The sequence below is a fragment of the Sphaerisporangium perillae genome (genome assembly GCF_023276435.1).
Lineage (GTDB): Bacteria > Actinomycetota > Actinomycetes > Streptosporangiales > Streptosporangiaceae > Sphaerisporangium > Sphaerisporangium perillae.
The window spans coordinates 58,463-80,208 of record NZ_JALLPO010000002.1; the positions used below are offsets into that span (position 1 = coordinate 58,463).

The window sequence follows — 21,746 nt, forward strand, 5'->3', positions numbered from 1 at the left end:
AATCTAGCGCAGGCTGACGCTTGCGACACTGCCCTCCTCGTCCCTGGACCGTCATGATCAGCAGATGCCATCCCCCTCCGCGCCTACGGTTGCCGTGTACGGCGCCTACGGCCACACCGCGCAGTTCGTGGTCGCCGCACTGCGCCGGCGTGACGTCGCGCTCGTGTTGAGCGGCCGGGACGCCGGGCGCCTGCACGCACTGGCGGCCCACCATCCCGGTACGCGGGTGAGACCCGCCGCCCTGGACTCACCCGCCGATCTGGATCGGGCGTTGGACGGGGTGGTGGCCGTGGTGAATTGTGCCGGCCCGTTCGGCGATACCCCACCCGCCCTGGTCGACGCGGCACTGCGCGCGGGAGCGCACTACCTGGACGTCGCCGGCGAGACACTGGTGGCGTGGCGTATGTTCGACGGACCCGAGCCGCCGGCCGGTGTACTGGTCGCGCCCGCGCTCGGATTCTTCGGCGCGCTCGGCGATCTGCTGGCCACCGCCGCCTACGGATCGGGCCCGCCCGCCGGTGCTGTCACCGTGGCCGTCGCGCTGGACGGCTGGGTGCCGACCAGAGGATCGCGGCTGGCGGGCAAGCTACGCGCCGGTCGGCGGGTCGTGTTCACCGGCGGCCGGCTGCACCTCAGGTCCGGTGACACACCGCCGCCGACCGCGACCTGGACCTTCCCGCCTCCGTTCGGCGCCCAGGAGGCGGAGACCGAGTTCCCGACCGCCGACGTCGTGACCATCGCGCGCCACCTGCCCACTCAGGAGATTCCCACCTACCTGTACACGGCGCCGACCGCCACCGAGGACGACACGAACGCGCATCGCCGCTCCGAGCAACGGTTCGTGGTCGAGGTTGCCATCCACCGCGGTGGCCATGAACACCGGGTATCGGCGAGCGGCCGCGACATCTACGCGTTCAGCGCGGCGATGGCAGCCGAGGCGACCACCCGCGTGCTCCAAGGCAACGTAAAAGCAACAGGCCTGGTCACCGCCGGGCAGGCGTTCGCCGCGGCAGACTTCCTACGCACCCTCCCGCTGGACCACCTCAACCTGTCATAGCACCGGCCACGGCCGGCCCACATCAGTGGTGCGGGCGCCCCAGACGCCGACGACGGCCCCGAGCCATACGGTCAGAGCTGGTTCAGAGAAATCGCTTCGGTGCCCGGGGCTTGAGGAACATTGGAACCGAATCGTGCGCTAAGCCCTCTCAGAGCAGGTCAGCGCTGTACAGCTCCTCGCCGGACCCCTTGGAGAGCGACTAGTTGGGGCTTGAGCAGCAACCGCCCGGTGAGTGGCGTTAGTGAGCCGATGGGGCGCGTGTTACCGCCACTGGCCGGGTTGATGCGGGTCGCTGCCGATGGGGTGGTGTGTCGTTATTAGGTGATTTGCCGACACCCTGTCGCCCCGGCCCCGAACAGCCCGTAAAACCAGACACCGGGCGATGAAACACCGCTCCGGGCGCCTGATTGCGGCCTCGGATTGACGACAGGATTTCCCGACAGGTAGAAGAGGTTCCGACCCCTTCCTCGAGGAGCGTTCGGTGCAGATCGTCTACTCGCGCGTGTCCACCGCGACCCAGTCGCTGCTGCGCCAGCGGCACATCCTCACCGAAGCCGGCCTCCTCGTCCGGACCGAAGGCGTCGCCGAGGGGTTCCGCCCGGCCGAAGGAGTGCTGCTGTTCGAGGACCCGGCGACCACCTCCAAGATCCCCGCGCTGGAGCGGCCCGCCTTCGCCAAGGTCGCCATCGCCGCACACCCCGGCGACACCCTGACGGTCTCGGAGCTGTTCCGGCTGTGCCGCGACCTGATCGACATCCACGCCGTACGCGACTGGTGCCAAGCCCGTGGCGTCGCCTTGCGCGTGCTGTCGGGCCCGCTATCGAACTTCCACGATCTCGCGGCCAACGACGCCACGACAGCCCTGATCATCAACGTGATCACCTCCGTCGGGCAGTTCCAGCGCGACCTGCAAACCGAGCTGACCGCCGAAGGGATCGCCGCCGCCGAAGCCGAAGGCCGTTACCGCGGCCGGCCGCCCGCGCTGACCGATACCCAGATTGAGGAAGCGCGGTCGGCGTTCACCGACCAAGGCGCCTCGATCGCGGCGCTCGCGCGGGCGCACGGGGTGAGCCGGGCCGCGGTCCGGACCGCGTTGGCCGGTCTGCTGCCCAGCCAGTCGAGCCTGCCCTCCCGGTCAGGGTGACCCCCAAGGGGGGCGATATCGATCAGGCCGCCAGATCGAGGCCGAGGCGGCGGCCCATGTCGATGTCGATGATGCCGTAGAGGTTGGCGTTGGACCAGAACAACGGCGACAGGCCGCGCTTGTCGGCGTCGGTCATCTTCTTCTGCCAGACGGGATCCTTCAGGACGGACTGCACCAGCAGGGTGTTGATGAATACCAGCGCGGACTGCAGCAGGTGCAAGCTGAGCATGGAGACCTCCTGGTGCTCCTTGTCGCTGCCCGGCAGGGTGCCGGCGCTGCCGTAGAACAGGTCGGTGTTGGCCGAATTCCAGTTCTCTACGACCTGCAGGCCCTCGTGGATCTCCCGGCGCAGCCCCTCGGAGGCCACGTATTCGGCGACGAACACGCTCTTGATCGCCTTGCCGAGTTCCTCGATGGCCTTGTAGGTGGGGTGCTTAGGGCCGCCGCGAGTGAAGCGGCGCAGCACCTGCTCGGCCTCGGCCGCGCCCAACCGCAGCGCGGTGGCGTACTTGACCATCTGGTCGTACTGCTGGGCGATCCTCTTCATCCGCGGCAGCAGCTTGAACCCCAGCAGGTAGGAGAACGCGAACCCGACCAGGGACTGGCCGTGACTATCGGTGTACTGGCGGTCGATGGTCGCGTCGGTGCAGTGCCGCAACACGCCTTCCATCATCGCGGCGACCTCGGAGGCGTTGCAGGAGCGCAGCTGGGAGTAGACGCACACCGACTTGCGGTCGACCTGCCAGTAGATCATGACGCCGGGGCCGCCGTACCGGGCGTGGTACTCCGTCATCAAGTTCGACGACCACGACCCGAACTTCTTCGAATCCGACGCGCACGCCGTACCATTGCCCCACCACAGCGGGTCCCGCATCTTTAAGGTGGCGTTGACCAGGGTCGCGATCGCCGCTCGCAGGTTGTCGCGGTTGACGAACAAGTGCCTCGTGGCGCGCAGCGCGGCCTCGCTCTCGCCATGGCGGCCGCCGTCGGCGACCCGTTTGATCCCCACGTTCGTGCCCAGCGCGTACAGCACCAGCAGCAGGCGTTTACGGACCACCTCGCGCGGGGTCGCCTCCCTGGTCGCGACCGTGCTGAAGGCGTCGGTGAAGTCGGTGACGAAGTCCGACTCCTTCAAGAAGTCCAGCAGGTCGATGATCCCCCAGCGGGCGGCGACCTCAGTGTGCAGCGCCCGCAGGTTCTCCGGGACCTTCAGCTTGCCCAGGTCGGGGATGTGCCAGCGCGGCTCGCCGCGGTGGGTCTTCACCTTCGTGCCGCCGGACTTGTTCCTGGCCACCGCCTGGCCGCAGTCCGCCATCGAGGCGCGCATCGCCTCCTTCAGCGTGGCGATGAACACCGCGCTGTCCAGAGGCTGGCGCAGGTTCTCGTAGTGGACGTCCCGGTTGTCCTCGAAGTCGGTGGGCAGGTCCTCCTCGGGGTTGCGCCAGCGGCGGGCGCCGGCGACGTAGATCTCGCGGCGGCGCAAGCGCGTCCTTCAGTGACACGATCACGCACAGCTCGTAGGAGGCCCGCTCGATAACCCCGTTCTCGTCGACCACCGCTTCCAGCCACCCGTCCGGCACCACCCCCGCGATCGGGACGTTCTCCGAGGCGGCGTAGTGGCGGGTGGTGTTGGGGATGTCGGCGTAGCGCTGCAGCAGGTCCAGGGCATCCATCACCGGCCGGTAGGCGGTGTTGTTGCACTTGAACTCGATCGCGGCCAGCAGCTTGGGCAGCATCCGCCGGTAGTAGCTCGAATACGAGCTGGTCAGCACGGTCCGCACCCGGGCCTTGTAGGCCCTGGCGTCCGCCTTCGCCTCGGCCACCAGCGCCTTCAGCGTCGCCTCCCCGCCCGGCACCGCCGGGAAGACCACCTGCCGGACCGTGCCCTCCGGGGCCCGCAGCGAGGCCTCAGCGATCGAGAACAGCTTCTCGGTCTTGCGGTGCACCTTCTTGGCCTCGGCCTCGATCGCCTGCTCGACCTTCCGCTCCGCCCGCGTGTTGATCTTCGACACCAGGCCGATGAACAGATCGACCAGCGCGTCGGTGATCTCCGTCGTCCGCGACCACGCCAGCGCGGCCATCAAGGTCAGGCGGACCGGCGGCTGATTCGCCGCGAAGTCCGACGGATGCGAGGCCATCGCCCGCGCCCGCCAGGAGGCCACCAGCCGATCCGAGTACCCCCGAATAGGTCCGCCGACAGCCCGAGTGTCTTCGCCCGCCGGAGCTTGACGATCTCCTCCAGCAGCGTCTCCAGCCCCAGCCGCCCTGGATCGGACTTCAGCTCCAGCAGGAACCCGTCCTCACCCGTTGCCAGCTCCCACAACGACCGCGCCGAGTCTGCCGACAACCCGTTCAGCACATGCAGGCAGAACTCCCGCTCGAACCGTGCCCGGCCCGCGCCTACGATCCGCTCTACCCGGCCGGGCGGCTCGATCTTTAACGTCCGGCAGCGGGCCAGCAGCGCTGACCGTAACCCCTCATCCGTGAACACCATCGGACAGATTTTGTCGGCCAGCCACTCAGCCAGCACATCCTCATCCGCCCGAGTCGACTCCCGAAACCCCAAGGCTTCTCGCACCTGCGCCCGGTGGTACTCGATCGTCGACCCTGACCACCGGTACTCCCCGAACAACTCCGGTTCGACCTTCACCTGCCTGGCCACATAGTCGACAGCGGCCTTGGGTACCTCGCCCGCATGCCGCGGGAACCGGCCCTCCTGCTCGAAGAACTTCAGCAACAAGCTGAAGCCCCAGACGAGTCGCCCCCGTCTTGTTCCCCACCAGCTCCCAGTCGTCGTCCAGCAGCGTCCACGCCGCGATCAGCTCTTCCGGCTCCCACTCCCGACGCATTCGACCCCGCCTTCCACCCGACCGTCTCCGACACGAACACGATCAAGCAGAAGCCCGGACTTACCGGCCGCATTCACCCCTCCGTGACGATCACGAACCGCAATCGTGATCACTCACACAGCTACTTTGGGGCTGAGGTCATCTTCGGGAGCGGAGGGCCGATGAGGTGCGCGCCGCGATGAACAGCCGCTACTGACAGAGACCCGGCGCCCCGGCTCGAAGGGCCGGGCGCTCCTGGCGGGATCGCTACACCGACGACGACGCCGGGCCGGGGCTCTCCGCGCCGCCCGGAATGCCCGCCGCCCGAGCGGGGGAGTGGTCACCGCAGGGCCGCGGGACCTCGGCCAGATGGCGCGATCCAACATGCTCGACCGGCCGCGGGCTCAACCGGCCCGGCCGAGGCGTACGGTGACCGTCTGGGAGCCGCCGCCCTGGTCCGACAGCCGGCCGAAGGCAAGAGTGAGCCTCGCGCCGGTCGCGGCGCCCGCCAGGAGCCGATGCCCGCCCAGCAACCCGGCCACCGGCCGGTCCCAGGTGACGGTCAGCGCGTCCAGCTCGCGCCGGGGATCCGACACCGACACCGTGGCCGTGCCGTCGCCGATCTCCCGGACCAGCACCGCGCACGGGGCGGAGGCGGCCAGCCCGCCGGCGGCCCCCTCGTCCCAGAAATTGACGGCGGTGATGCCGAGCGAGGGGACCTGGACCCCCTGCAGCCGTCCGGTGTTGGCGACCACACGCGCCCAGCCGCGGTCGGCGGCACGGGCCCGGGTCTGCTCCAGGCTCGCACCCGGCAGCAGCAGGTACACATATCCGGCCGAACCGGGATCGACACCGTGGTCGAGCCAGAGCGTGACATAGCCGCGGGTCACCGGCTCGACCCCGCCGGATCGTTCCTCACGCGAGGTGCGCAGCCGCGGACGTCCGGGCAGCACGTACCCGCCGTGCCCGCGAAGGTACGCCCAGCCCGCCGTCTCGTCCACTGTGAGCGGCGCCCTGGTCCTGCGGTTGTCCACGATCGTCTCGACCGGCACGCCGTCCCGGCAGGTGATCCCGGCGCCCAGGCAGACGATCGCGTCATCCAGGAAGAACCACGACTTGAAGGCCTCCAGCGTGCTCTCCAGGCCGTACAGGTGCTGGCCGACCGTCGCGTACATCCCGTCGCCGGCGCCGCCCACCCACCGGCCCGGGGGACAGGTGTCGCCCCACGCCTCACCGGCGCCGTCGGCCAGCCGCACAGTGGAGACGGTCGTGCCCGGCAGCCGGTAAGGATCCACGGTGTGCCAGAAGGAGTCGGAGTACTGGTCGCCGTGGCCCTGACCCCACCAGTACAGCATCCCCGAGCCGGTGTGCCAGCCACGGAGGTTCTCGCCGTTGCCGTGCTCGTAATGGCCGATCCGGTGGGACGCCATGCTGAGCCCCGCGCACCAGGCGGCCCTGCGATGGACCGCGCGGGCGCTCATCGCCTGCAACCGGTGCCCGACCGGCTCACCCGCGGCGGGGATCGCCTCATCGCCCAGGACCCGCGCCAGGCGCGCGTGAAACGCCAGATCATCGCGCTCGGCGGCCTCCAGCATGGGCACGCAGGTGTCCCGCACCGCCCACCCCTTGACCATGGCCTGCCAGCGGGCCCGCTCGCCGGGCGAGGCGACCTCCCCCAGCAGCAGCACCGAGGAGGCGATCTCCCGCCCCCGCCGGTGGTCACCGTAAGGCTTCCTGCTCACCGCCCGGCCGCGCACCAGGTCCATGCAGAACCCGTCGTGAACGAACGGGGCGAACGACGTCTCCACCATGTCGAACAGGTGCTGCCCGGAGATCTCCCACGGCGAGCCGCGCAACACCGCCAACAGCGTCGCGACCCCCGACAGCAGCGACGCCCCGTACCCGCCCTGATAGGGGACGAAGGTGTGCTGGACGAACGAGCCGTCCCGGTAGAACCCGTCCCCCTCCAGCACGTAGGGGAAGACGGGGGAGAGCGCCGAGACCGCCAGCGCCGCCTTCGCCGGATCCGACCGCAGCATCGCGCGCAGCAGCATCACCATGCACAGATCCACGCGGTTGGCCCCGGTGCTGGTGCCGCTGTAGTCCGCAAGAAGGCTCTCGGGCACGAAATGGTCCACCGCGTCCCGCAGCGCCCTGCTCCGCCGCTCGCCCAGGCGCCGGCCGATCAGCACCGCCGCGTCCAAAAGCGCCTTGGGCACGCCGATCTGCCAGGGCCACCAGTTGCCCACCTGCTCGGCGCCCGCGGCGTACACCTGCCGCCGGTAGTGGTCGATGCCGGCTGCCACGGCCTCGCCCAGCCCCGCGTCCCCGGTCAGCCCGGTCCCCGGCAGGACGTACGCCCGCGCCATCGCCCGCAACCGCGCCGGGGTGGCGGCGAACGAGGGGAACGCCAGATCCGGCCACAGCGACGCGACACCCGGCGCCATGGCGTCCCGGTGTCCGGCCGCCGCCCTGCCCAGCTCCGCCAGCCGCGTCCGGTACGGCTCGGCCGCCGCGTCGAACCCCGACCCCGCCGACACCTGCCGCCACCGGCGGCGCAGCAGGGCGAGCGAACTGCCGGGCGTGTGCGCGGCCTGCGCCGGCACCAGCGCTCCAAGGACCCCCGCCGCGGCGACCGCGCCGAGCCGCAGGAACGACCGCCTGGGGTGCCGGCTCACAGGGGAGTCATCGCCGCCGGCATCGCCTCCACCCCGGCCCTCATGACCGGTCCTGCCGATCGGGCTCTCCCGCCAGCGCCCGGGCCGCGGCCACCTGCTCCTGGTCCAGGCCCTGGTATCCGCTGCGGCGGTACTGCTCGGCCTGGTCGTCGATCCACCGGCCGTGGGTCTCCCAGGCGGCCTGCTTGCTGATGCCGAGCGCCGCGCCGATCTGCGACCAGGAGGCGCCCGCCGAGCGGGCCGAACGCACCGCGAGCTGGCGCCCGTACCCGGCCTTGCGGGCGAGCACCTCACCGAGCGCCAGCATCTCCAGCGCCTCCTCCGGGGTCAGCGGCGGCGCGGGCGGACCGGCGTCGTCCTCCGGATAGCCGGGGGAGCCGAAGGCGGGGGAGGCCAGCGCGTCGCGGGTGCGCAGAGCGTCGTAGCGGGCGGCGGCGGTCAGCAGCGTGAAGCGGGCTTCCAGCCCATCAGGAGTCACCATGCCCGCAGCATCCCGTCAGATCCGCTTGACGTCAAGGCATCCTGACGCAATCCGCCTTGGGCGCAGAACACGCACCCGCGCCGGCCCCGCGTCACACCGGGAACACGAACCGCGGCGAGGACCGGCCCAGAACCACATCGACCGGCTTCACCGGCCAGGCCAAGGCCAGCTCGCCCGCGACCGCGGCCATCAGTGACCCGACGTCCTCCCGCTTCCCGCCTCTCCCGCATCGCCCACGCCCACTCTGCTGCCACAATGGTCCGATGAGTAGGGACAAAGCCGGGCCGGCCGACAAGTCCATAACCGCGGGCTCCGACTTCCTCCAGCTCGACACCGGCGACGCCCCACCCCGCGGACGCTCCGAATGGCTCGCCACGCAACTCCGCCTCGCCATCTCCGACGGCCGCCTGCCCCTCGGCAGCCGCCTGCCCGCCACACGCACCCTCGCCACCGACCTGCAGGTCTCCCGCGGCGTCGTCACCGCCGCATACCAGCGCCTCATCGACGACGGGCACATCGCCGGACGCGGCAGAGCCGGAACCATCGTCGTCGCCACCCCCCTCACCCCGCCCACACCCCAACCCCGGCCGGCCACCCCCACAGGCAAGAACACCACCGCCGACACCACCCTGTTCACCGCCCGGCCCGGCACCGACATCTTCGACTCCCTGCGCGCCGCCCCCGCCCGCATCGACCTGTCACCCGGCGTCCCCGACCTCGCCGCCTTCCCCCGCACCGCATGGCTGCGCGCCGAACGCTCCATACTCAGCGACCTGTCAGCGGCCCACCTCGGATACGGAGACCCACGCGGCACACCCGCCCTGCGCCTGGCCGTCGCCAACTGGCTCGCCCGCAACCGCGGCATCAGAGCCGACCCCCAGCAGATCCTCATCGTCGCCGGCGTCGCCCAGGCACTCGCACTCCTCGCCCAGATCCTGCGGCACGACGGCATCCACCAGGTCGCCGTCGAAGACCCCGGATCCCTCGGAGCCCGCCAGCAACTACGCAACTGGCACCTGGACACCCCGCCCATCCCCGTCGACCCCCAAGGACTACGCGTCGACGAACTACGCGCCTCAGGCGCCCCCGCCGTCCTGCTCACCCCCGCCCACCAGTTCCCCACCGGCGTCGTCCTCGGCGGCCGGCGACGACGCGAACTCATGCGATGGGCCGCCGACGGGGGACTGGTCATCGAAGACGACTACGACGCCGAACACCGCTACGACCGCCCCCCGGTCCCCGCCCTGCGCTCGATGCTCCCCGACCGCGTCTTCTACGCCGGCAGCGTCTCCAAACTCCTCGCCCCCGCCATCAGAGTCGGATGGCTCCTGCCACCCCCCGAACACCACGACGCCCTCGTCGCCGCCAAACGCAACGCCGACCTCGGCAACGCCGTACTACCGCAACTCGTCCTCGCCCACGTCATGGCATCGGGGGAGCTGGAACGCCAGCTGCGCTTCCTGCGCAGACGCCACCGCCGCCGCCGCGACGCCATGATCGACGCCATCACCACCCACCTCCCCGGCGCCATCGTCCACGGCGCCGCCGCAGGCCTGCACCTCATGATCACCTACCAGGCCCCGGTCGCCGACACCGACCTGGCCGCCGCCGCCCTCGCGCGCGGCGTCAAAGTCCAGCCGCTGTCCTGGCACACCCAGCACCCCGACCGGCCCGGACTCGTCCTCGGCTACGCCGCCAGCACCCCCACCGACATCACCGAAGGCATCGCCACCATCGCCGCCCTCCTGCGCCCCCACACCGGCACCCCCGCCCGCCACCGCACCACCTGACCGACTCCAGGCTTCAACGCCCCGCCGGCTCCGCCGCAGGAGGCACACCTGTGCTCTTGACGCATCAAATGAACAATCATTTAATTCACCCATGGGACGCATCGCGGGCGTCACCGCCGCCGAAACACGCGAACGGCTGCTGCGAGCGGCCGCCAAGGTCTTCGCCGAACGCGGATACGACGGCACCCGCGTAGCCGACATCGCCGCGGCCGCAGGAGTGAGCAACGGCGCGCTATATGCGCACTTCGACTCAAAGGCCGAACTGCTCGTGGCCGCGCTACGAGCACACGGACGCCAGCTGCTGGCCAACCTCTTCGCCGCCGACCCCGACCGGTCGATCACCGACCTGCTCCTGGTCATCGGCCGCTGGCTGCCGCGCCGCCGCGACGCCCCCGGCCACCTCATCGTCGAAGCGCTCGTCGCCGCCCGCCGCGACGAACACGTCGCCCGCCCGATGCGCGACTACGTCGGCGAGCGGGCCGACTGGATCGCCGAACTCGTACGCCTGGCCCAAGGCGGCGGCGAGCTGGACCCCGCACTGTCGCCGGACGCGCTGGCCCACCTCTGCCTGCTGCTGGCGATGGGCAGCGCCCTCATCACCCCCGACCTGCACACCGTCGACAACGAGGAATGGTCGGCGCTGCTCACCCGCCTCGTGCGCGCCCTCGCCCCCACCGACGACGACACCGCACACAGAGCGGAGCCCCCGCAGTGAACGTACGAATCGAATCCCAGCGCTGCCACGGACACGGCCGCTGCTACGACCTGGCCCCCGGCCTGTTCGCAGAGGACGACGAAGGATACGGGCAGGTCATCGCCGACGGCGTCGTACCACCGGGAAAGGAGCAGACGGCGCGCCTGACCATGGCCAACTGCCCCGAACGAGCGATCGACATCAGCGAGGAGGCGCGAGATGACCGTTGACGACCGCTTCAGCCAGGACATCCGGGAGACACGGACGGACCTGCCTCTCGGCACACGCAATGAGATCATCACCGGCCCGGTCTCAGACTGGGCGACCAACTTCTCCCACCTCGAACCCGAATGGGCGGCCGACCCGTACCCCATCCAGGACGACCTGCGACAGCGCTGCCCCATCGCGCACACCGACCGCTTCGGCGGCGGCTGGCTCCCGACGCGCTACGAGGACGTCGCGGCCATCGCCTACGACACCGAGCGCTTCTCCTCACGGTCGATCATCATGAGCAACTTCCGGCCGCCCCTCGAGGTGGCGCCGGTGGGCGGCACACCGCCGATCTCCTCCGACCCGCCGTTCCACCACGACGCGCGCAAGCTGCTGCTGCCGGCGTTCACCAAGGCCGCGGTCGCCAAGCGAGAGGCGGCGACCAGAGCGCTGTGCCACACGCTCATCGACGCGTTCGAGGACCAGCCCGTCGTCGACGCCGCCCGCGACTACGCCCAGTACATCCCGATGCGGGTCATCGCCGACATGCTCGGGTTCCCCCCGCAGGACGGCCCGCGGTTCCGTGAATTCATCGAAAACGCGCTCGAAGGCGTCAACCTGCCGCCGGAGGAGCGCATCGCACGGATGGGAAAGCTGTTCGACTACCTTCTCGCGCAGATCCGCGACCACCTCGACCACCCGCGTGAGGACCTCACCACCTACCTCATCAACGCCGAGCTGTACGGTCACAAGCTCGACCCCTCCCACGTGGCCGGCACGATGGCGCTGCTGCTCATCGCCGGCATCGACACCACCTGGAGCGCGATCGGCGCGTCCCTGTGGCATCTGGCCAAGACCCCGCACGACCGCGAGCGCCTGGTCGCCGAGCCCGAGCTGCTGCCGACCGCGATGGAGGAGTTCCTGCGGGCCTACGCACCCGTCACGATGGCCCGGCTGGTCAAGGAGGACATGCACTGGAACGGCGTCGAGATGAAGGCCGACGACTGGATCCTGCTGTCGTTCCCGGCGGCCAACCGCGACCCGCAGCAGTTCGACCGCGCGGACGAGGTCGTCATCGACCGCCAGGTCAACCGGCACGCCGCGTTCGGCCTGGGCATTCACCGCTGCGTCGGCTCGCACCTGGCACGCATGGAACTACGGGTCGCGCTCGACGTCTGGCTGGAGCGGATCCCGGACTTCAGCCTGGCCGACCCGGCGGCGGTGACCTGGGCCGCAGGCCAGGTCCGCGGCCCCCGCACACTCCCGCTGCGCATCGGCATCGGCTGACCTCGGTGGCCTGGGCGACGGCCCCGGAGCAGGCCTGGCGCTTCTCACACTCCGTCAGCACCCGGTAGGTAGACGCTCGCCCGGGGCCGGTCAACGGCAGGGTGTCCTCGGCGGGCGCGTTACGGATCGGATACGGCATTGCCACCCACCACACTCTATACGTAGCCTTATACGTATACGGGATGAGGGTGGGATCATGCCCAATAAAACGATCTACGTTTCCGATGAGGATCTGCCGTTGTTCCAGCGGGCGCAGGAGCTCGCCGGGGGCAAGCTGTCGACGGCGATCAGCGTGGCGCTACGCCGCTACGTCGAGACGGAGGAAGGCCGCCAGGAGGGCTACGACGAGATCATCGTCAAAGTGGGCCAGGGCACCGGCCGCAAGCAGCGCTTCTCCGGAGTTCTGCTCGCCGAGTGGGGACGCACCCAGGGCAGCCGAATGGAGATGTTCAAGGTGTACCGCTCACGCCAGGGCAAGTACGTCCTGCACGTGGACCGCTCACCTGACTGGACGGACGACTCCGGGGCCGACAACTGGCTCGAGGGACTCTTCTCCCGGGGCGCGTGGCGGAGCTATCTCGGCCTGGCCGACTCAAGCTGGGGCTTCGTCCAAGGCGAAGCCACCCTCGAAGTCGTGGACACCATCGAGGAACTGCGCGGCAAGGTCCCCGACGAGTTCTACGACCTGATCGCCGATCTGGGCCGGCATCCCGCCGTAGAGGACCTCGACATCTAACTTCAGCTTCAGCCATATCCGCCCCGATTTTCGGCCAGTACTACGACGACCCCCGTCGTCATCGCCCGGTGAACGTCCAGCAGCGGGGGAGGGGACCATGGCCGGCGCCGGCGCGTCGCCCGTCACCGGCTTCGGCCATGTGCCGGCCCTGCCTCCTGCGCGCCCTGTATCGCCACAGGAACCTGCTGGGGGAGCCACGAGGCGACATTCGACCGGGCGTGCCGCCCGTTATATGCCGATATATCCCATACCGTACAGAATTGAGCTTCTGTACGGTATGACATTGTTCGGGGCGAAGAGGGGCGCCATGGGGCACCGGTGGCCGCTCCGCCCGGGCACCGAGATGCCCGGACCCACGCACGCGCGTCACCGGCGCCGAACGGCCGCGATCCGCGTGTCCGCAGGCGGGTACGGCCGTGCGGCACGGTCGAGGTGGTACCCCACAAGATCGTTTTAGCCGTGTCGACACCAAGATCGCTCTGCGCCGGCACATCTCACGGTGTTGCGGTTGAGCCGCTTGGTCATCCGCTTGCCGCTGAGCGCCGCGTCATGCCGATCAGCATCGTCGCCGCGAGCCGCCGACGCACCTCGGCGTCCCGCGGCGCCGTCCCGCGGCGCCGTCCCGCGCGACCACCGGCCCACCTTGCCCGTCATGCGGCGGCCGGCGCGCTGTGCGGCCCGGTGGTCGCGCCGCGGTGAATGCGCACGCACGGCGGACGGCCATGACGGGCCTCTCGCCGGCCCCTCCACACCTGTTTCATGCATAATCGCACTTATGCATCAAACGTGAACGCGTCCCCCAGGGGCGCACATCTCCTACGGGTGCCCGCGATGTCCACCGCGTCACCGCGCGTCCCTTGTTCGGCGGATCCCGGACGCGCGCGGCGACCGGGACGGCCCGCCGGCCCTCGCGTCCGGCTCGGGTGTGCCGTCCGGCGTGTCTCCGGGCCCGGTCTCCCCGGTTTCATGCATAATCGCAAGGCACGTGCGCCGCTTTTGGGAGGTTGCTCCTTGCCGGAGAGGTGGAGGCCGTCTTGGGCGATCGTGAACCGCTGATCCTGATGCGCCTGCCGGAGGCCGCCGCCGAGTACGTCTCCTCCCTGCGCACCAAAAAGCTCTCCCCCCACACCATCGCCGGGTACGAGCGTGACCTGCACCTGGTGTCGCAGATCGCGGCCGGGCTGGCCGGTGTGCCGCAGGGCGACCTGGAGGTACGCGATCTGAGCGGCCGCCTGGTGCGCAACGCGTTCGCCGAGTTCGCCGAGCCGCGTTCGGCCGCCAGTGTCAACCGGGCGTGGAGCGCCTGGAACCAGTTCCTGACGTTCTGCGTGGCCGAGGGGATGCTGGAGGGCAACCCGATGGCGGCGGTCCCCCGGCCCAAGCAGCCGGCCAAGGCGCCCAAGCCGCTGCTCGGCGACGGGACGGCGTCGGTGACGCTTCTGGAGCAGGTCGCGGCCGGTGCTCGTAAGGCCCGTGACCCCTGGGTGGAGCGTGATCTGGTGGTGCTGGCACTCGCTCTGGTCACCGGGATGCGTTCGGCCGAGCTGCTCGGGCTGACGCTCGGCTCGATCGGGGGCGGGCCCGGCGACCGCAGGATCCAGGTCGTCGGCAAGGGCGGCAAGACGCGCTCTTTGCCGATCGAGCCGCCGATCGAGCACCTGATCGACGACTACCTGCGCAGCCGCCTGCGCAGGTTCGGGACGGCCACGCTCCCCCGGTCGGCCGCGTTGCTGGTCGACACCAGGAACGAGCCGCTGCGGCGCGGCGGGCTGCAGTACCTGGTGCGGCAGTGTTACCGGTACGCGGGGGTTCACGACCGGGTGCAGAAGGGCACGCTGGTGCACGCCTTGCGGCACGAGTTCGCCACCCGGCTGGCCGAGCGGGGTGCTTCGGCGCACGAGCTGATGGAGTTGCTCGGCCACTCCTCGATCGTGACGGGGCAGGCCTATGTGGCCTCGACCGCCCGGGAGGTACGCGCGGCGGCCCGCGGCAACCCGGCCTACGGCGTGCTGGACCGGCTGCGTTCCGACGGGTCGGAGGATCAGGTCCGCAGCCCTGCGGGGAGTTCCTCTGGGGGCGGGGATCCTGACGCCGGGGGCGCGGGCGGGGGCGGGATCAGGGGATGACGGCGGTGGCGGTTATCTCGACGAGCTGGCCGGAGTAGCCGAGGTGGGAGACGCCGAGCAGGGTGGAGGTGTGCGGGCCGTCGGAGAGCTCGCTGGCCTGTACCACCTCCCATACGCGGATGAGGTCGTGGTGTTCGGTGGCGGCGACGTAGACGGTGCTGGCGATGACGTGCCGCAGGTCGCTGCCGATGGCGCGCAGGGCCGTCTCGAGGTTGCCGAGCACCTGGCGGGTCTGGGCGGCGGGGTCTCCCGGGCCGACCAGGGTGCCGTCGGCGTCCATGGGTACCGCGCCGGCCATGAAGGCGAGCCTCTCCCCCGTCTCGACGACCGCGGCGTGGGCGTAGCCGGGGGGCGGGAGCAGGCCGGGCACGGTGCTGCGGTGGGCCATGGTGGGTCTCCTCAGGGCGGGTGAGCGCGGGCGGGGACATCATGGCGGGGCCGCCGGGCGGCTGTCATGTGGTTTTGCGGCCGTGGCCGCGGTGGGGGCGCGGAATTGTCGGTGGGAGCCGGTACGGTCGGCTGGTTCCCGGCCGGAAGGACTGAGCTGATCGATGCGGCCCGCCAAGCTGAAGCGACTCACCGTCGAGGAGTCCGTCGACCGTTATGTGGAGTTGGTGCGCGCCAAGACCGTGACCGGGGCGCTGTCCCCCGCGACGGCGGAGGTGTACGCGCGCGATGTCGCGACGTTCGCCGAGCTGGCGGGGGCCGGGCGGGTGCTGGACGACCTGACGGGTGAGGACGTCGACGCGGTGCTGCTGGCGTTCGCCCGTAAGCCCGACGGGCGGCGCTCCTCCCCCGGTGGCCGGTCGCAGAGTCCTTCGTCGCAGTCGCGGTTCCGGCGGTCGGTGTCGGCGTTCTTCAAGCACGCCACCTTGTCGGGGTGGGTGCAGATCGATCCGATGTCGGCGGCGACGGTGACGGCCAAAGAGAGGGGCGGGTTGCGTGCCGAGCGGCGGGCGCTGACCCGCGAGCAGGCGCAGGGGCTGGTCGGGGCGGCGCGGGCGCTGACGGTGTCCAAATCCGAGGGCGGGCGGCGTGATCAGCGTACCGAGGTGCGTGACGCGCTGATCGTGCTGCTGCTGTCGACGCTCGGGCCTAGGGTGTCGGAGCTGGTGCGGGCCAATGTCGAGGATTTCTACACCAATGACGGGGTGCGTTACTGGCGGATCTTCGGCAAGGGCGGCAAGACGCGTGATGTGCCGCTGCCGGGCGATGTCGCCGGGGTGCTGGACGCCTATCTGTCGGGTGGGCGTCCGGTCACGGCGGAGAAGGCGTTGCTGTTGTCGTGGCGGGGCAGGCGGCTGGCCCGGGGCGATGTGCAGGCGGTGATCGATCGTGTGCAGCGTCGGGTCGATCCGGCGCAGCGGCGGTCGGTGACTCCGCATGGGTTGCGGCATACGACGGCCACTCATCTGCTGGCCGACGCGGTGGACATGGACGCGGTGCGGCGGGTGCTGGGTCACAGTGATCTGGCGACGCTGGGCCGTTATCGCGACGAGCTGCCGGGTGAGCTCGAGGTGGCGATGCGCGCCCATCCGCTGCTGCGGGGGCAGGCGGCCGGCGAGTAGCCCTGGACGGCTCTGCGCGTGGTGGCGGCCCGGCGTGTGGTCGCGGGGTGGTTCTTCGTGTGAGCGGGCCGGTGGCCGGCGAGTCACCACCGCCCTGGTGGCTCGTTGTGCGGTGGTGGCCGGCGAATGGTGGCGGGTGGCTCTTCGTGCGGGGGCGGGTCGTGTCGGTGGCGGGTGGGGGTGGACGATAGGCGGGTGCTCTCGTCGATTGCGTCGTTCGCGATGGTTGCTGGGTTGATGACGATTGTGCCGGGGTTGGACACGGCGCTCGTGCTGCGTGCGGCGGTGTCGGGTGGCCGGCGGCATGCGGTGGCGACGGCGCTGGGGGTGAACACCGGGGTGCTGGTCTGGGGGGCCGGGGCGGCGGTGGGGGTCTCCGCGTTGCTGACGGCCTCACATGCGGCGTACACCCTGCTGCGCTACGCGGGTGCGGCGTACATGGTGGGGACGGGGGTCTTGATGGTGTGGCGGGCCCGGCGGGGCCGGGGCGGCTACGAGGACGGGGACGGACGGCAGGCGGGTGGTCCGGCGCGGGCGCAGGGCGGCGTGGGCCGGGCGTGGCTGCGAGGGGTGGTCACCAATCTGCTCAACCCGAAGATCGGGGTGTTCTATGTGGCGCTGCTGCCGCAGTTCATCCCGCAGGACGTCCCGCATCTCCCGGCGGGCCTGCTGCTGGCGCTGGTGCACAACCTCGAGGGCATGGTGTGGTTCGGGATGCTGATCGCCGGGACGGAGCTGGCGCGGGGCGTGCTCGGCAGGGCGGGGGTACGCCGGGCGATGGACCGGCTCACCGGGGCGGTACTGGTCGCCTTCGGCCTGCGCTTGGCGCTGGCCGCCGACTAGAGCCTGTTTTCCCGGACCGGGCTCCGAGCCGGACGGCCAAGACCTGGTGCGCTGTCATCGATTTTCACCGGAGTCGCCCTCCCGCTTTCCGGCCGCTGTGGCCCTGGGGTGATCGGCGTGTGCTCGGCGTGTGCTCGGCGCCGGTCGGCGACTCGTGTCCGTCGGCGACTTGTGTGCTGCTCCCTCGCTTTCGCCGGGTCGCTCCCCCGAGCGGGCGGGACGGCTTCAGCAGGCTCGGGCGGCACCGGGCGAGTGAGGAGCTCGCCTGACGCCCCCTCCCTGGGGTCGCCGTAGAACTGGCCGAAAATCGGGCGAATATGCGCTTTGAGCCATCACCGCCTACGCCCAGGCCGCCCCAGATCTACCGGGAGATCGGTGAGTGACCCGGCACGGCGAAGGCGGGGCGTTCTGCACCCGGCCTAGCTAGCACACGCGCCGATACGCCGTATCGGGCAGGTGCGTGGCCCACTCGGCCGCTGTCAGATCGCGGCCTGCCATGGCGCAGACCTCCCGGGCGAGGTCACCGGACAGATCGGGCAGCCTCCAGACGCTGGCGCTGAAGTCGGTCGCGCCCGTGACGAACGTCCGGCCGTCGCGACTGACCGCCAGATCGGTCAGCGCGGAGTTGTGCGCGGTCAGCGGGTCACCCAGGGGGCGCTGGGTAGCCACGTCCCACAACCTGGTGGCATTGCCGCCGATCGAGATCAGGGTGCCGCCATCGGGGGTGAAGGACAGGCCTGCGATCGAGTTCCGGGAGGACATCGGTACGCCATAGGGGGCACCGGTAGCCGAGTCCCAGAGCTGGATGCCGTCGTCCTCCGCGCTCGCCAGGAGCCGACCGTCAGGGCTGAAGGTCACGTGGTGGCCGACGGCGGGCAGGCCCTCCAGGAAGAAGGAAAGCGGCAAGGCCGTGCGGGTCGCCGTGTCCCATAGGCGCAGTCGGTCTCCACCGGTGGCCAGCAGACGGCTGTCGGGGCTGAAGGACAGGCCGCCGATGCGGTCCTTGGCCGGGAGCGGTCCGCCCAGACGCCGGCCGGTGCCCATGTCCCACAGCTGGGCCAGGCCGTTTTCGTCGGACGTCGCGAGCAGGTGGCCGTTGGGGCTGACGATCAGCGGGTCGGATGCGGAGAAGTCGCCCTCGAACCGCCGTACGGCCGCGTGGGTGACGATGTCCCACTGGACGGGGGCGTCTCCGGCGTCAGTCAGGAGCGCCTGGTCGGACAGGAAGGTGACCGCGGCGCGGCCTGCGAAGGCCGCGCCGCGCTGTTCGCCCGTGGTGGCGTCCCAGAGCAGGACTTGAGGGAAGTCCAGCGAATCCTCACTGGTGGCGATCGTGCTGCCGTCGGGGCTCAAGGCCACGGACGGGACGACGTCGGAGAGACCGACGGACAGGTCCGGCATGAGCCGGGCCATCGACCAGACTCGGACGTCTCCACTCGTGTCGGCGGTGGCCAGGGTCTGGCCGTCCGGGGCGAAGGCCAGCGTCGTGATGTCTCCCCCGCCGGGAGTCAGCAGCGTGAACGCGGAGGTCGCGAAGCGCGAGACGCGCAGGTCCAGCAGGCGCACCTGGTCCTCACCGCCGACGGCGAGGATGGTTCCGTCGGGCGAGAAAGCCATGGGCTTGGCGGCGTCCGGGTTGTTGATGTCCGGGTTCAGATCGACGGGGAAAGCGCCCATCTGGCCGACCGGGGAAACTGGGGTGCCGATGGACAGGACCTCGACGCGGTCGGCTTCGGCGGCCGCCAGCAGCCGTCCGTCTCTGCTGAACTCGACGGCCTCGATCGGGAGATCGCGGGTGATGCTGACCGGCTCGCCGCCGTTGGTCCACAGCCACGCCTCCGGTCCCTTTCGGTTGAACGCGGCGAAGTGGATTCCGGTGGGGTCGAGCTCACCGTACAGGTTGGTGGCTTTCAGACCGCCGGGGCCTCCGGGCAACCGGGTTCCGGCCGGGACGCGCCAGCTGTACCGCCTGGCGAGATGGTCCGACGCGGTCAGAACCGAGCCGCCGGAGTCGAAGGCCAGCCAGGTGGGGACGTCGATACCGGTCAGCCGGGGGGTGACGGGCCGGCCGGTGGCCAGGTCCCAGACCCGCAGGTCGGCCGGTTGGTCGTCGTCGGTGCGGACCGACAGCGCGAGTCTGGTGCCGTCCGGGGAGAAGGCCAGCAAGGTGCCCTCACCCAGCGGACCAGCCAGCGGCGGTCCCAGGATCTCCCCCGTGGGGAACCTACGGCGCTGGACGCGGCCCTTGTCGTCCCCGATGGCCAGGGTGCGGCCGTCGCGGGTGAAGGCCAGCGGGCTGCCCTGGCCAGGCAGTACGGTGAGCAGGGGGTTCATCAGCATGCTCTTGAGCGTGGCCGTCGCCTCGGGCGAGTCCGGCGCCTGGCGGTGGGCCGCCACCGCCAGCAGACGGGCCAGCGCGGGATTCCCAGGGAAGACGCCTTCCACCCGCTGGGCCAGATCCGCGACCTGGCGGTAGGAGTCGGTGGAGAAGAGCACGACGGACGCGGTCAGCACGGCCGCCGCCGCGACCGCTGCGGCGGCGAGCCACGGACGCCTGCGCGGCGGGACGGGAGCCAGGCGGACGATTCGCGGAGTGCGCCACTCACGCAGGCGTGGCCAGGTCTCGGGCAGGCTGTCGTGCGCCAGCTCCGGGTTGGCGCCGCCGCCCAGGACGACGACCGCGGCCTCGGCGTATGCCTCCAGCACCGCCTGCTCCCGCGGCGTGGCCGGGGTCAGGTCCTCGCGGGAGAACAGGGCCGCCGCGGCCTCCTGGGACTCTGGGTCGAGAGAGGTGTAGAGGGCTTCGGCCGCCGCGGCGATGAGGGCGGGGACTCCCCCGCTGCCGCCGTACGCTCGGATGTTCAGCCCTGCCTGCCAGGTGCTCAGCATCGCCCTGGACAGCCAGGCCGGTGCGAGGGGACCGTACCCGCCGCCCGAACGCAGGTCGCGCAGCACCAGGTCGGTCAGCCCGGGCTGAACCGTCGAGCCGTACGCCGCCGCGGGAGCGTGGATGGCGCGGGCCAGTTCCGACTCGGTCATCGGCGGAACTGCGAACTGTTCGGCCGTGTCCAGCCCGAGCCTGTCGAGGGCGTCCTGCCGGACGCAGACGATCACCATGGCCCGCTCGGACAGCGCGGTCAGCGCGGAGCAGTAGGCGTCGCGGAGCGGAGCCTCGGCGTCCAGGACTTGTTCGACCTGGTCGGCGACGAGCACCGGGGCGGTTCCCGGGGGGATCAGCAGTGGGGCGCCCTCCGGGTGGGCGGCCAGTTCGGCCCGTATCGTCACCGCGTCACGTTCCCCGTTCAGGCGGGCGATCGCGAGGGCCAGCTCGTCCAGCGGGGCGGCCGAGGCGGTGTGCCAGGAAGCGGATAGTGAGGGCAGAAGCCCGGCTCGCAGCAGCGAGGTCTTGCCCGACTTGGACGGACCGGTGACCACCAGGATCCCCTGGTCGCCGAGCCGTTCGGCAAGGGCGGCCACGACAGGTTCCCGGCCGTGGAAAAGCACTTCGTCGGCTTCGGTGAAAGTGCGTGGCCCCAGGTAAGGGGCCTGGCCGGCGCCGGTGACGGCACGCGGCTCTGGCTGCTCGGCCGCCATGCCGGCAACCAGGTCATGTACCTGTCCGAGAAGGCGTGCCTGCGTCCAGCGTTCGCTCTCGTCCCGCTCCAGCTCCCGCCGCTGATCGTCTTGGGCCTGGCGGAGGTGGGTGAGCTCCGCAGTGGCGCGCGCGCTTGCCTGGGTGAGCTCGGTCAGCAGGAAGCCGAACTCCGCGTGTTCGGTGCGGATCGTGTCGAAGGCCGCCAGGGTCTCCTCGGTGACGCGCGCCGACCCGGCCGCCACCAGCCCGGTGAGCGTCTCCTGAGCCAGGTCGAGTTGCCTCAGGACTGCGGCCAGTTCGGTGCTGACGTTCTCGCCCATCGCGGGACTACGCAGATCGCGCTCGATCGCCTGGGCCAGGGCGGCGGTCAGGGCCGGGCCGTCGAGACGGCGTTGCCGGCGCAGCCGGGCGGCGGTGCGCTCGGTGATCGCCGCCAGGTAGTTCCCGCCCATGCCCGCGAGCAGGCCGGTCGTGGCCTGGCCGACGGCCTCGGGCGTGTCGGAGAACACCAGCTCAGTGCATGCGGAGGCGGCCAGCAGAGCCAAGATGGTGTTCGGCGCCATCTGGGTGAGCCGCGTCCCGGCCGAGGTGATGTGGTGTGCGGCGGCCCTGCCCATGCGGCGGCGAAGCCGGTCCTCGTGCGCTGGCGCATTCCCGTCCTCGAACCGGTCCGAGCTCATGCGGTGATTGTGGCGAATATTCCCCGAGG

General features: G+C 70.8%; 17 protein-coding genes. 10 read left to right on the top strand and 7 right to left on the bottom strand.

The features are described from left to right. Positions 1–64 precede the first annotated feature (64 nt). Positions 65–1,057, top strand: a complete 993-nt coding sequence (locus MYF83_RS02270; protein ID WP_248958447.1) for a saccharopine dehydrogenase NADP-binding domain-containing protein — start codon at positions 65–67, stop codon at positions 1,055–1,057. A gap of 481 nt (positions 1,058–1,538) precedes the next feature. Next, positions 1,539–2,201, top strand: a complete 663-nt coding sequence (locus MYF83_RS02275; protein WP_248958448.1) for a recombinase family protein — start codon at positions 1,539–1,541, stop codon at positions 2,199–2,201. A gap of 22 nt (positions 2,202–2,223) precedes the next feature. On the opposite strand, the gene MYF83_RS02280 is transcribed toward MYF83_RS02275, so the two are convergent. The 5 genes from MYF83_RS02280 to MYF83_RS02300 all read right to left on the bottom strand — a co-directional run bounded on the left by MYF83_RS02280 (position 2,224) and on the right by MYF83_RS02300 (position 8,188). Continuing rightward, on the bottom strand, positions 2,224–3,495 hold the full coding sequence (locus tag MYF83_RS02280; RefSeq protein WP_248958700.1) for a Tn3 family transposase: 1,272 nt from the start codon (positions 3,493–3,495) through the stop codon (positions 2,224–2,226). Beyond that, positions 3,377–4,339: a hypothetical protein gene (locus MYF83_RS02285; protein ID WP_248958449.1), complete on the bottom strand. Its 963-nt coding sequence runs from the start codon at positions 4,337–4,339 to the stop codon at positions 3,377–3,379. The genes MYF83_RS02280 and MYF83_RS02285 overlap by 119 nt, the downstream gene beginning before the upstream one ends. Continuing rightward, a complete protein-coding gene (locus tag MYF83_RS02290) occupies positions 4,288–4,941 on the bottom strand; it encodes a DUF4158 domain-containing protein (RefSeq protein WP_248958450.1) in 654 nt (217 codons plus the stop codon). Before MYF83_RS02290 ends, MYF83_RS02285 begins: the two co-directional genes overlap by 52 nt. Positions 4,942–5,433: 492 nt before the next feature. Beyond that, entirely contained in the window at positions 5,434–7,707 is a 2,274-nt protein-coding gene (locus MYF83_RS02295; RefSeq protein WP_248958451.1) for a polysaccharide lyase 8 family protein, read from the bottom strand. A gap of 40 nt (positions 7,708–7,747) precedes the next feature. Further along, entirely contained in the window at positions 7,748–8,188 is a 441-nt protein-coding gene (locus MYF83_RS02300) for a hypothetical protein (RefSeq protein WP_248958718.1), read from the bottom strand. Positions 8,189–8,451: 263 nt separating this feature from the next. Here MYF83_RS02300 and pdxR point away from each other — a divergent pair, with 263 nt between their 5' ends. From pdxR to MYF83_RS02330, 6 genes are all read left to right on the top strand, one after another. After that, positions 8,452–9,978: a MocR-like pyridoxine biosynthesis transcription factor PdxR gene (gene pdxR, locus MYF83_RS02305; protein WP_248958452.1), complete on the top strand. Its 1,527-nt coding sequence runs from the start codon at positions 8,452–8,454 to the stop codon at positions 9,976–9,978. Positions 9,979–10,069: 91 nt separating this feature from the next. After that, entirely contained in the window at positions 10,070–10,693 is a 624-nt protein-coding gene (locus MYF83_RS02310; protein WP_248958453.1) for a TetR family transcriptional regulator, read from the top strand. Then, on the top strand, positions 10,690–10,902 hold the full coding sequence (locus tag MYF83_RS02315) for a ferredoxin (RefSeq protein WP_248958454.1): 213 nt from the start codon (positions 10,690–10,692) through the stop codon (positions 10,900–10,902). Before MYF83_RS02310 ends, MYF83_RS02315 begins: the two co-directional genes overlap by 4 nt. Next, positions 10,892–12,169, top strand: a complete 1,278-nt coding sequence (locus MYF83_RS02320) for a cytochrome P450 (protein WP_248958455.1) — start codon at positions 10,892–10,894, stop codon at positions 12,167–12,169. Before MYF83_RS02315 ends, MYF83_RS02320 begins: the two co-directional genes overlap by 11 nt. 196 nt (positions 12,170–12,365) lie before the next feature. Beyond that, positions 12,366–12,905 carry an EXLDI protein gene (locus tag MYF83_RS02325; RefSeq protein ID WP_248958456.1) on the top strand — a complete coding sequence of 180 codons (540 nt, stop codon included), beginning with the start codon at positions 12,366–12,368 and terminating at the stop codon, positions 12,903–12,905. 1,061 nt (positions 12,906–13,966) lie between these two features. Continuing rightward, positions 13,967–15,031, top strand: a complete 1,065-nt coding sequence (locus MYF83_RS02330) for a tyrosine-type recombinase/integrase (protein ID WP_248958701.1) — start codon at positions 13,967–13,969, stop codon at positions 15,029–15,031. Here the strand turns inward: MYF83_RS02330 and MYF83_RS02335 are convergent. Next, positions 15,021–15,419 (bottom strand): RidA family protein, encoded by a 399-nt coding sequence (locus tag MYF83_RS02335; RefSeq protein ID WP_248958457.1) that lies wholly within the window; start codon positions 15,417–15,419, stop codon positions 15,021–15,023. The genes MYF83_RS02330 and MYF83_RS02335 overlap by 11 nt on opposite strands. A gap of 163 nt (positions 15,420–15,582) precedes the next feature. On the opposite strand from MYF83_RS02335, the gene MYF83_RS02340 reads away from it, so the two are divergent. Then, positions 15,583–16,599 (top strand): tyrosine-type recombinase/integrase, encoded by a 1,017-nt coding sequence (locus MYF83_RS02340; protein WP_248958458.1) that lies wholly within the window; start codon positions 15,583–15,585, stop codon positions 16,597–16,599. A 237-nt stretch (positions 16,600–16,836) separates the two neighbouring features. Beyond that, positions 16,837–17,442: a LysE family translocator gene (locus tag MYF83_RS02345; RefSeq protein ID WP_248958459.1), complete on the top strand. Its 606-nt coding sequence runs from the start codon at positions 16,837–16,839 to the stop codon at positions 17,440–17,442. Between the two features lie 423 nt (positions 17,443–17,865). Here MYF83_RS02345 and MYF83_RS02350 read toward each other — a convergent pair whose 3' ends face one another. Continuing rightward, entirely contained in the window at positions 17,866–21,717 is a 3,852-nt protein-coding gene (locus tag MYF83_RS02350) for an nSTAND1 domain-containing NTPase (protein ID WP_248958460.1), read from the bottom strand. Between the last annotated feature and the right edge of the window lie 29 nt (positions 21,718–21,746).

Excerpts from the sequence above, each read along its gene's own strand:
- MYF83_RS02270 (WP_248958447.1), top strand. The coding sequence starts at position 65 with ATGCCATCCCCCTCCGCGCCTACGGTTGCCGTGTACGGCGCCTACGGC.
- MYF83_RS02285 (WP_248958449.1), bottom strand. The coding sequence starts at position 4,339 with ATGGCCTCGCATCCGTCGGACTTCGCGGCGAATCAGCCGCCGGTCCGC.
- MYF83_RS02300 (WP_248958718.1), bottom strand. The coding sequence starts at position 8,188 with ATGGTGACTCCTGATGGGCTGGAAGCCCGCTTCACGCTGCTGACCGCC.
- pdxR (WP_248958452.1), top strand. The coding sequence starts at position 8,452 with ATGAGTAGGGACAAAGCCGGGCCGGCCGACAAGTCCATAACCGCGGGC.
- MYF83_RS02310 (WP_248958453.1), top strand. The coding sequence starts at position 10,070 with ATGGGACGCATCGCGGGCGTCACCGCCGCCGAAACACGCGAACGGCTG.
- MYF83_RS02320 (WP_248958455.1), top strand. The coding sequence starts at position 10,892 with ATGACCGTTGACGACCGCTTCAGCCAGGACATCCGGGAGACACGGACG.
- MYF83_RS02325 (WP_248958456.1), top strand. The coding sequence starts at position 12,366 with ATGCCCAATAAAACGATCTACGTTTCCGATGAGGATCTGCCGTTGTTC.
- MYF83_RS02330 (WP_248958701.1), top strand. The coding sequence starts at position 13,967 with ATGCGCCTGCCGGAGGCCGCCGCCGAGTACGTCTCCTCCCTGCGCACC.
- MYF83_RS02335 (WP_248958457.1), bottom strand. The coding sequence starts at position 15,419 with ATGGCCCACCGCAGCACCGTGCCCGGCCTGCTCCCGCCCCCCGGCTAC.
- MYF83_RS02340 (WP_248958458.1), top strand. The coding sequence starts at position 15,583 with ATGCGGCCCGCCAAGCTGAAGCGACTCACCGTCGAGGAGTCCGTCGAC.
- MYF83_RS02345 (WP_248958459.1), top strand. The coding sequence starts at position 16,837 with ATGACGATTGTGCCGGGGTTGGACACGGCGCTCGTGCTGCGTGCGGCG.
- MYF83_RS02350 (WP_248958460.1), bottom strand. The coding sequence starts at position 21,717 with ATGAGCTCGGACCGGTTCGAGGACGGGAATGCGCCAGCGCACGAGGAC.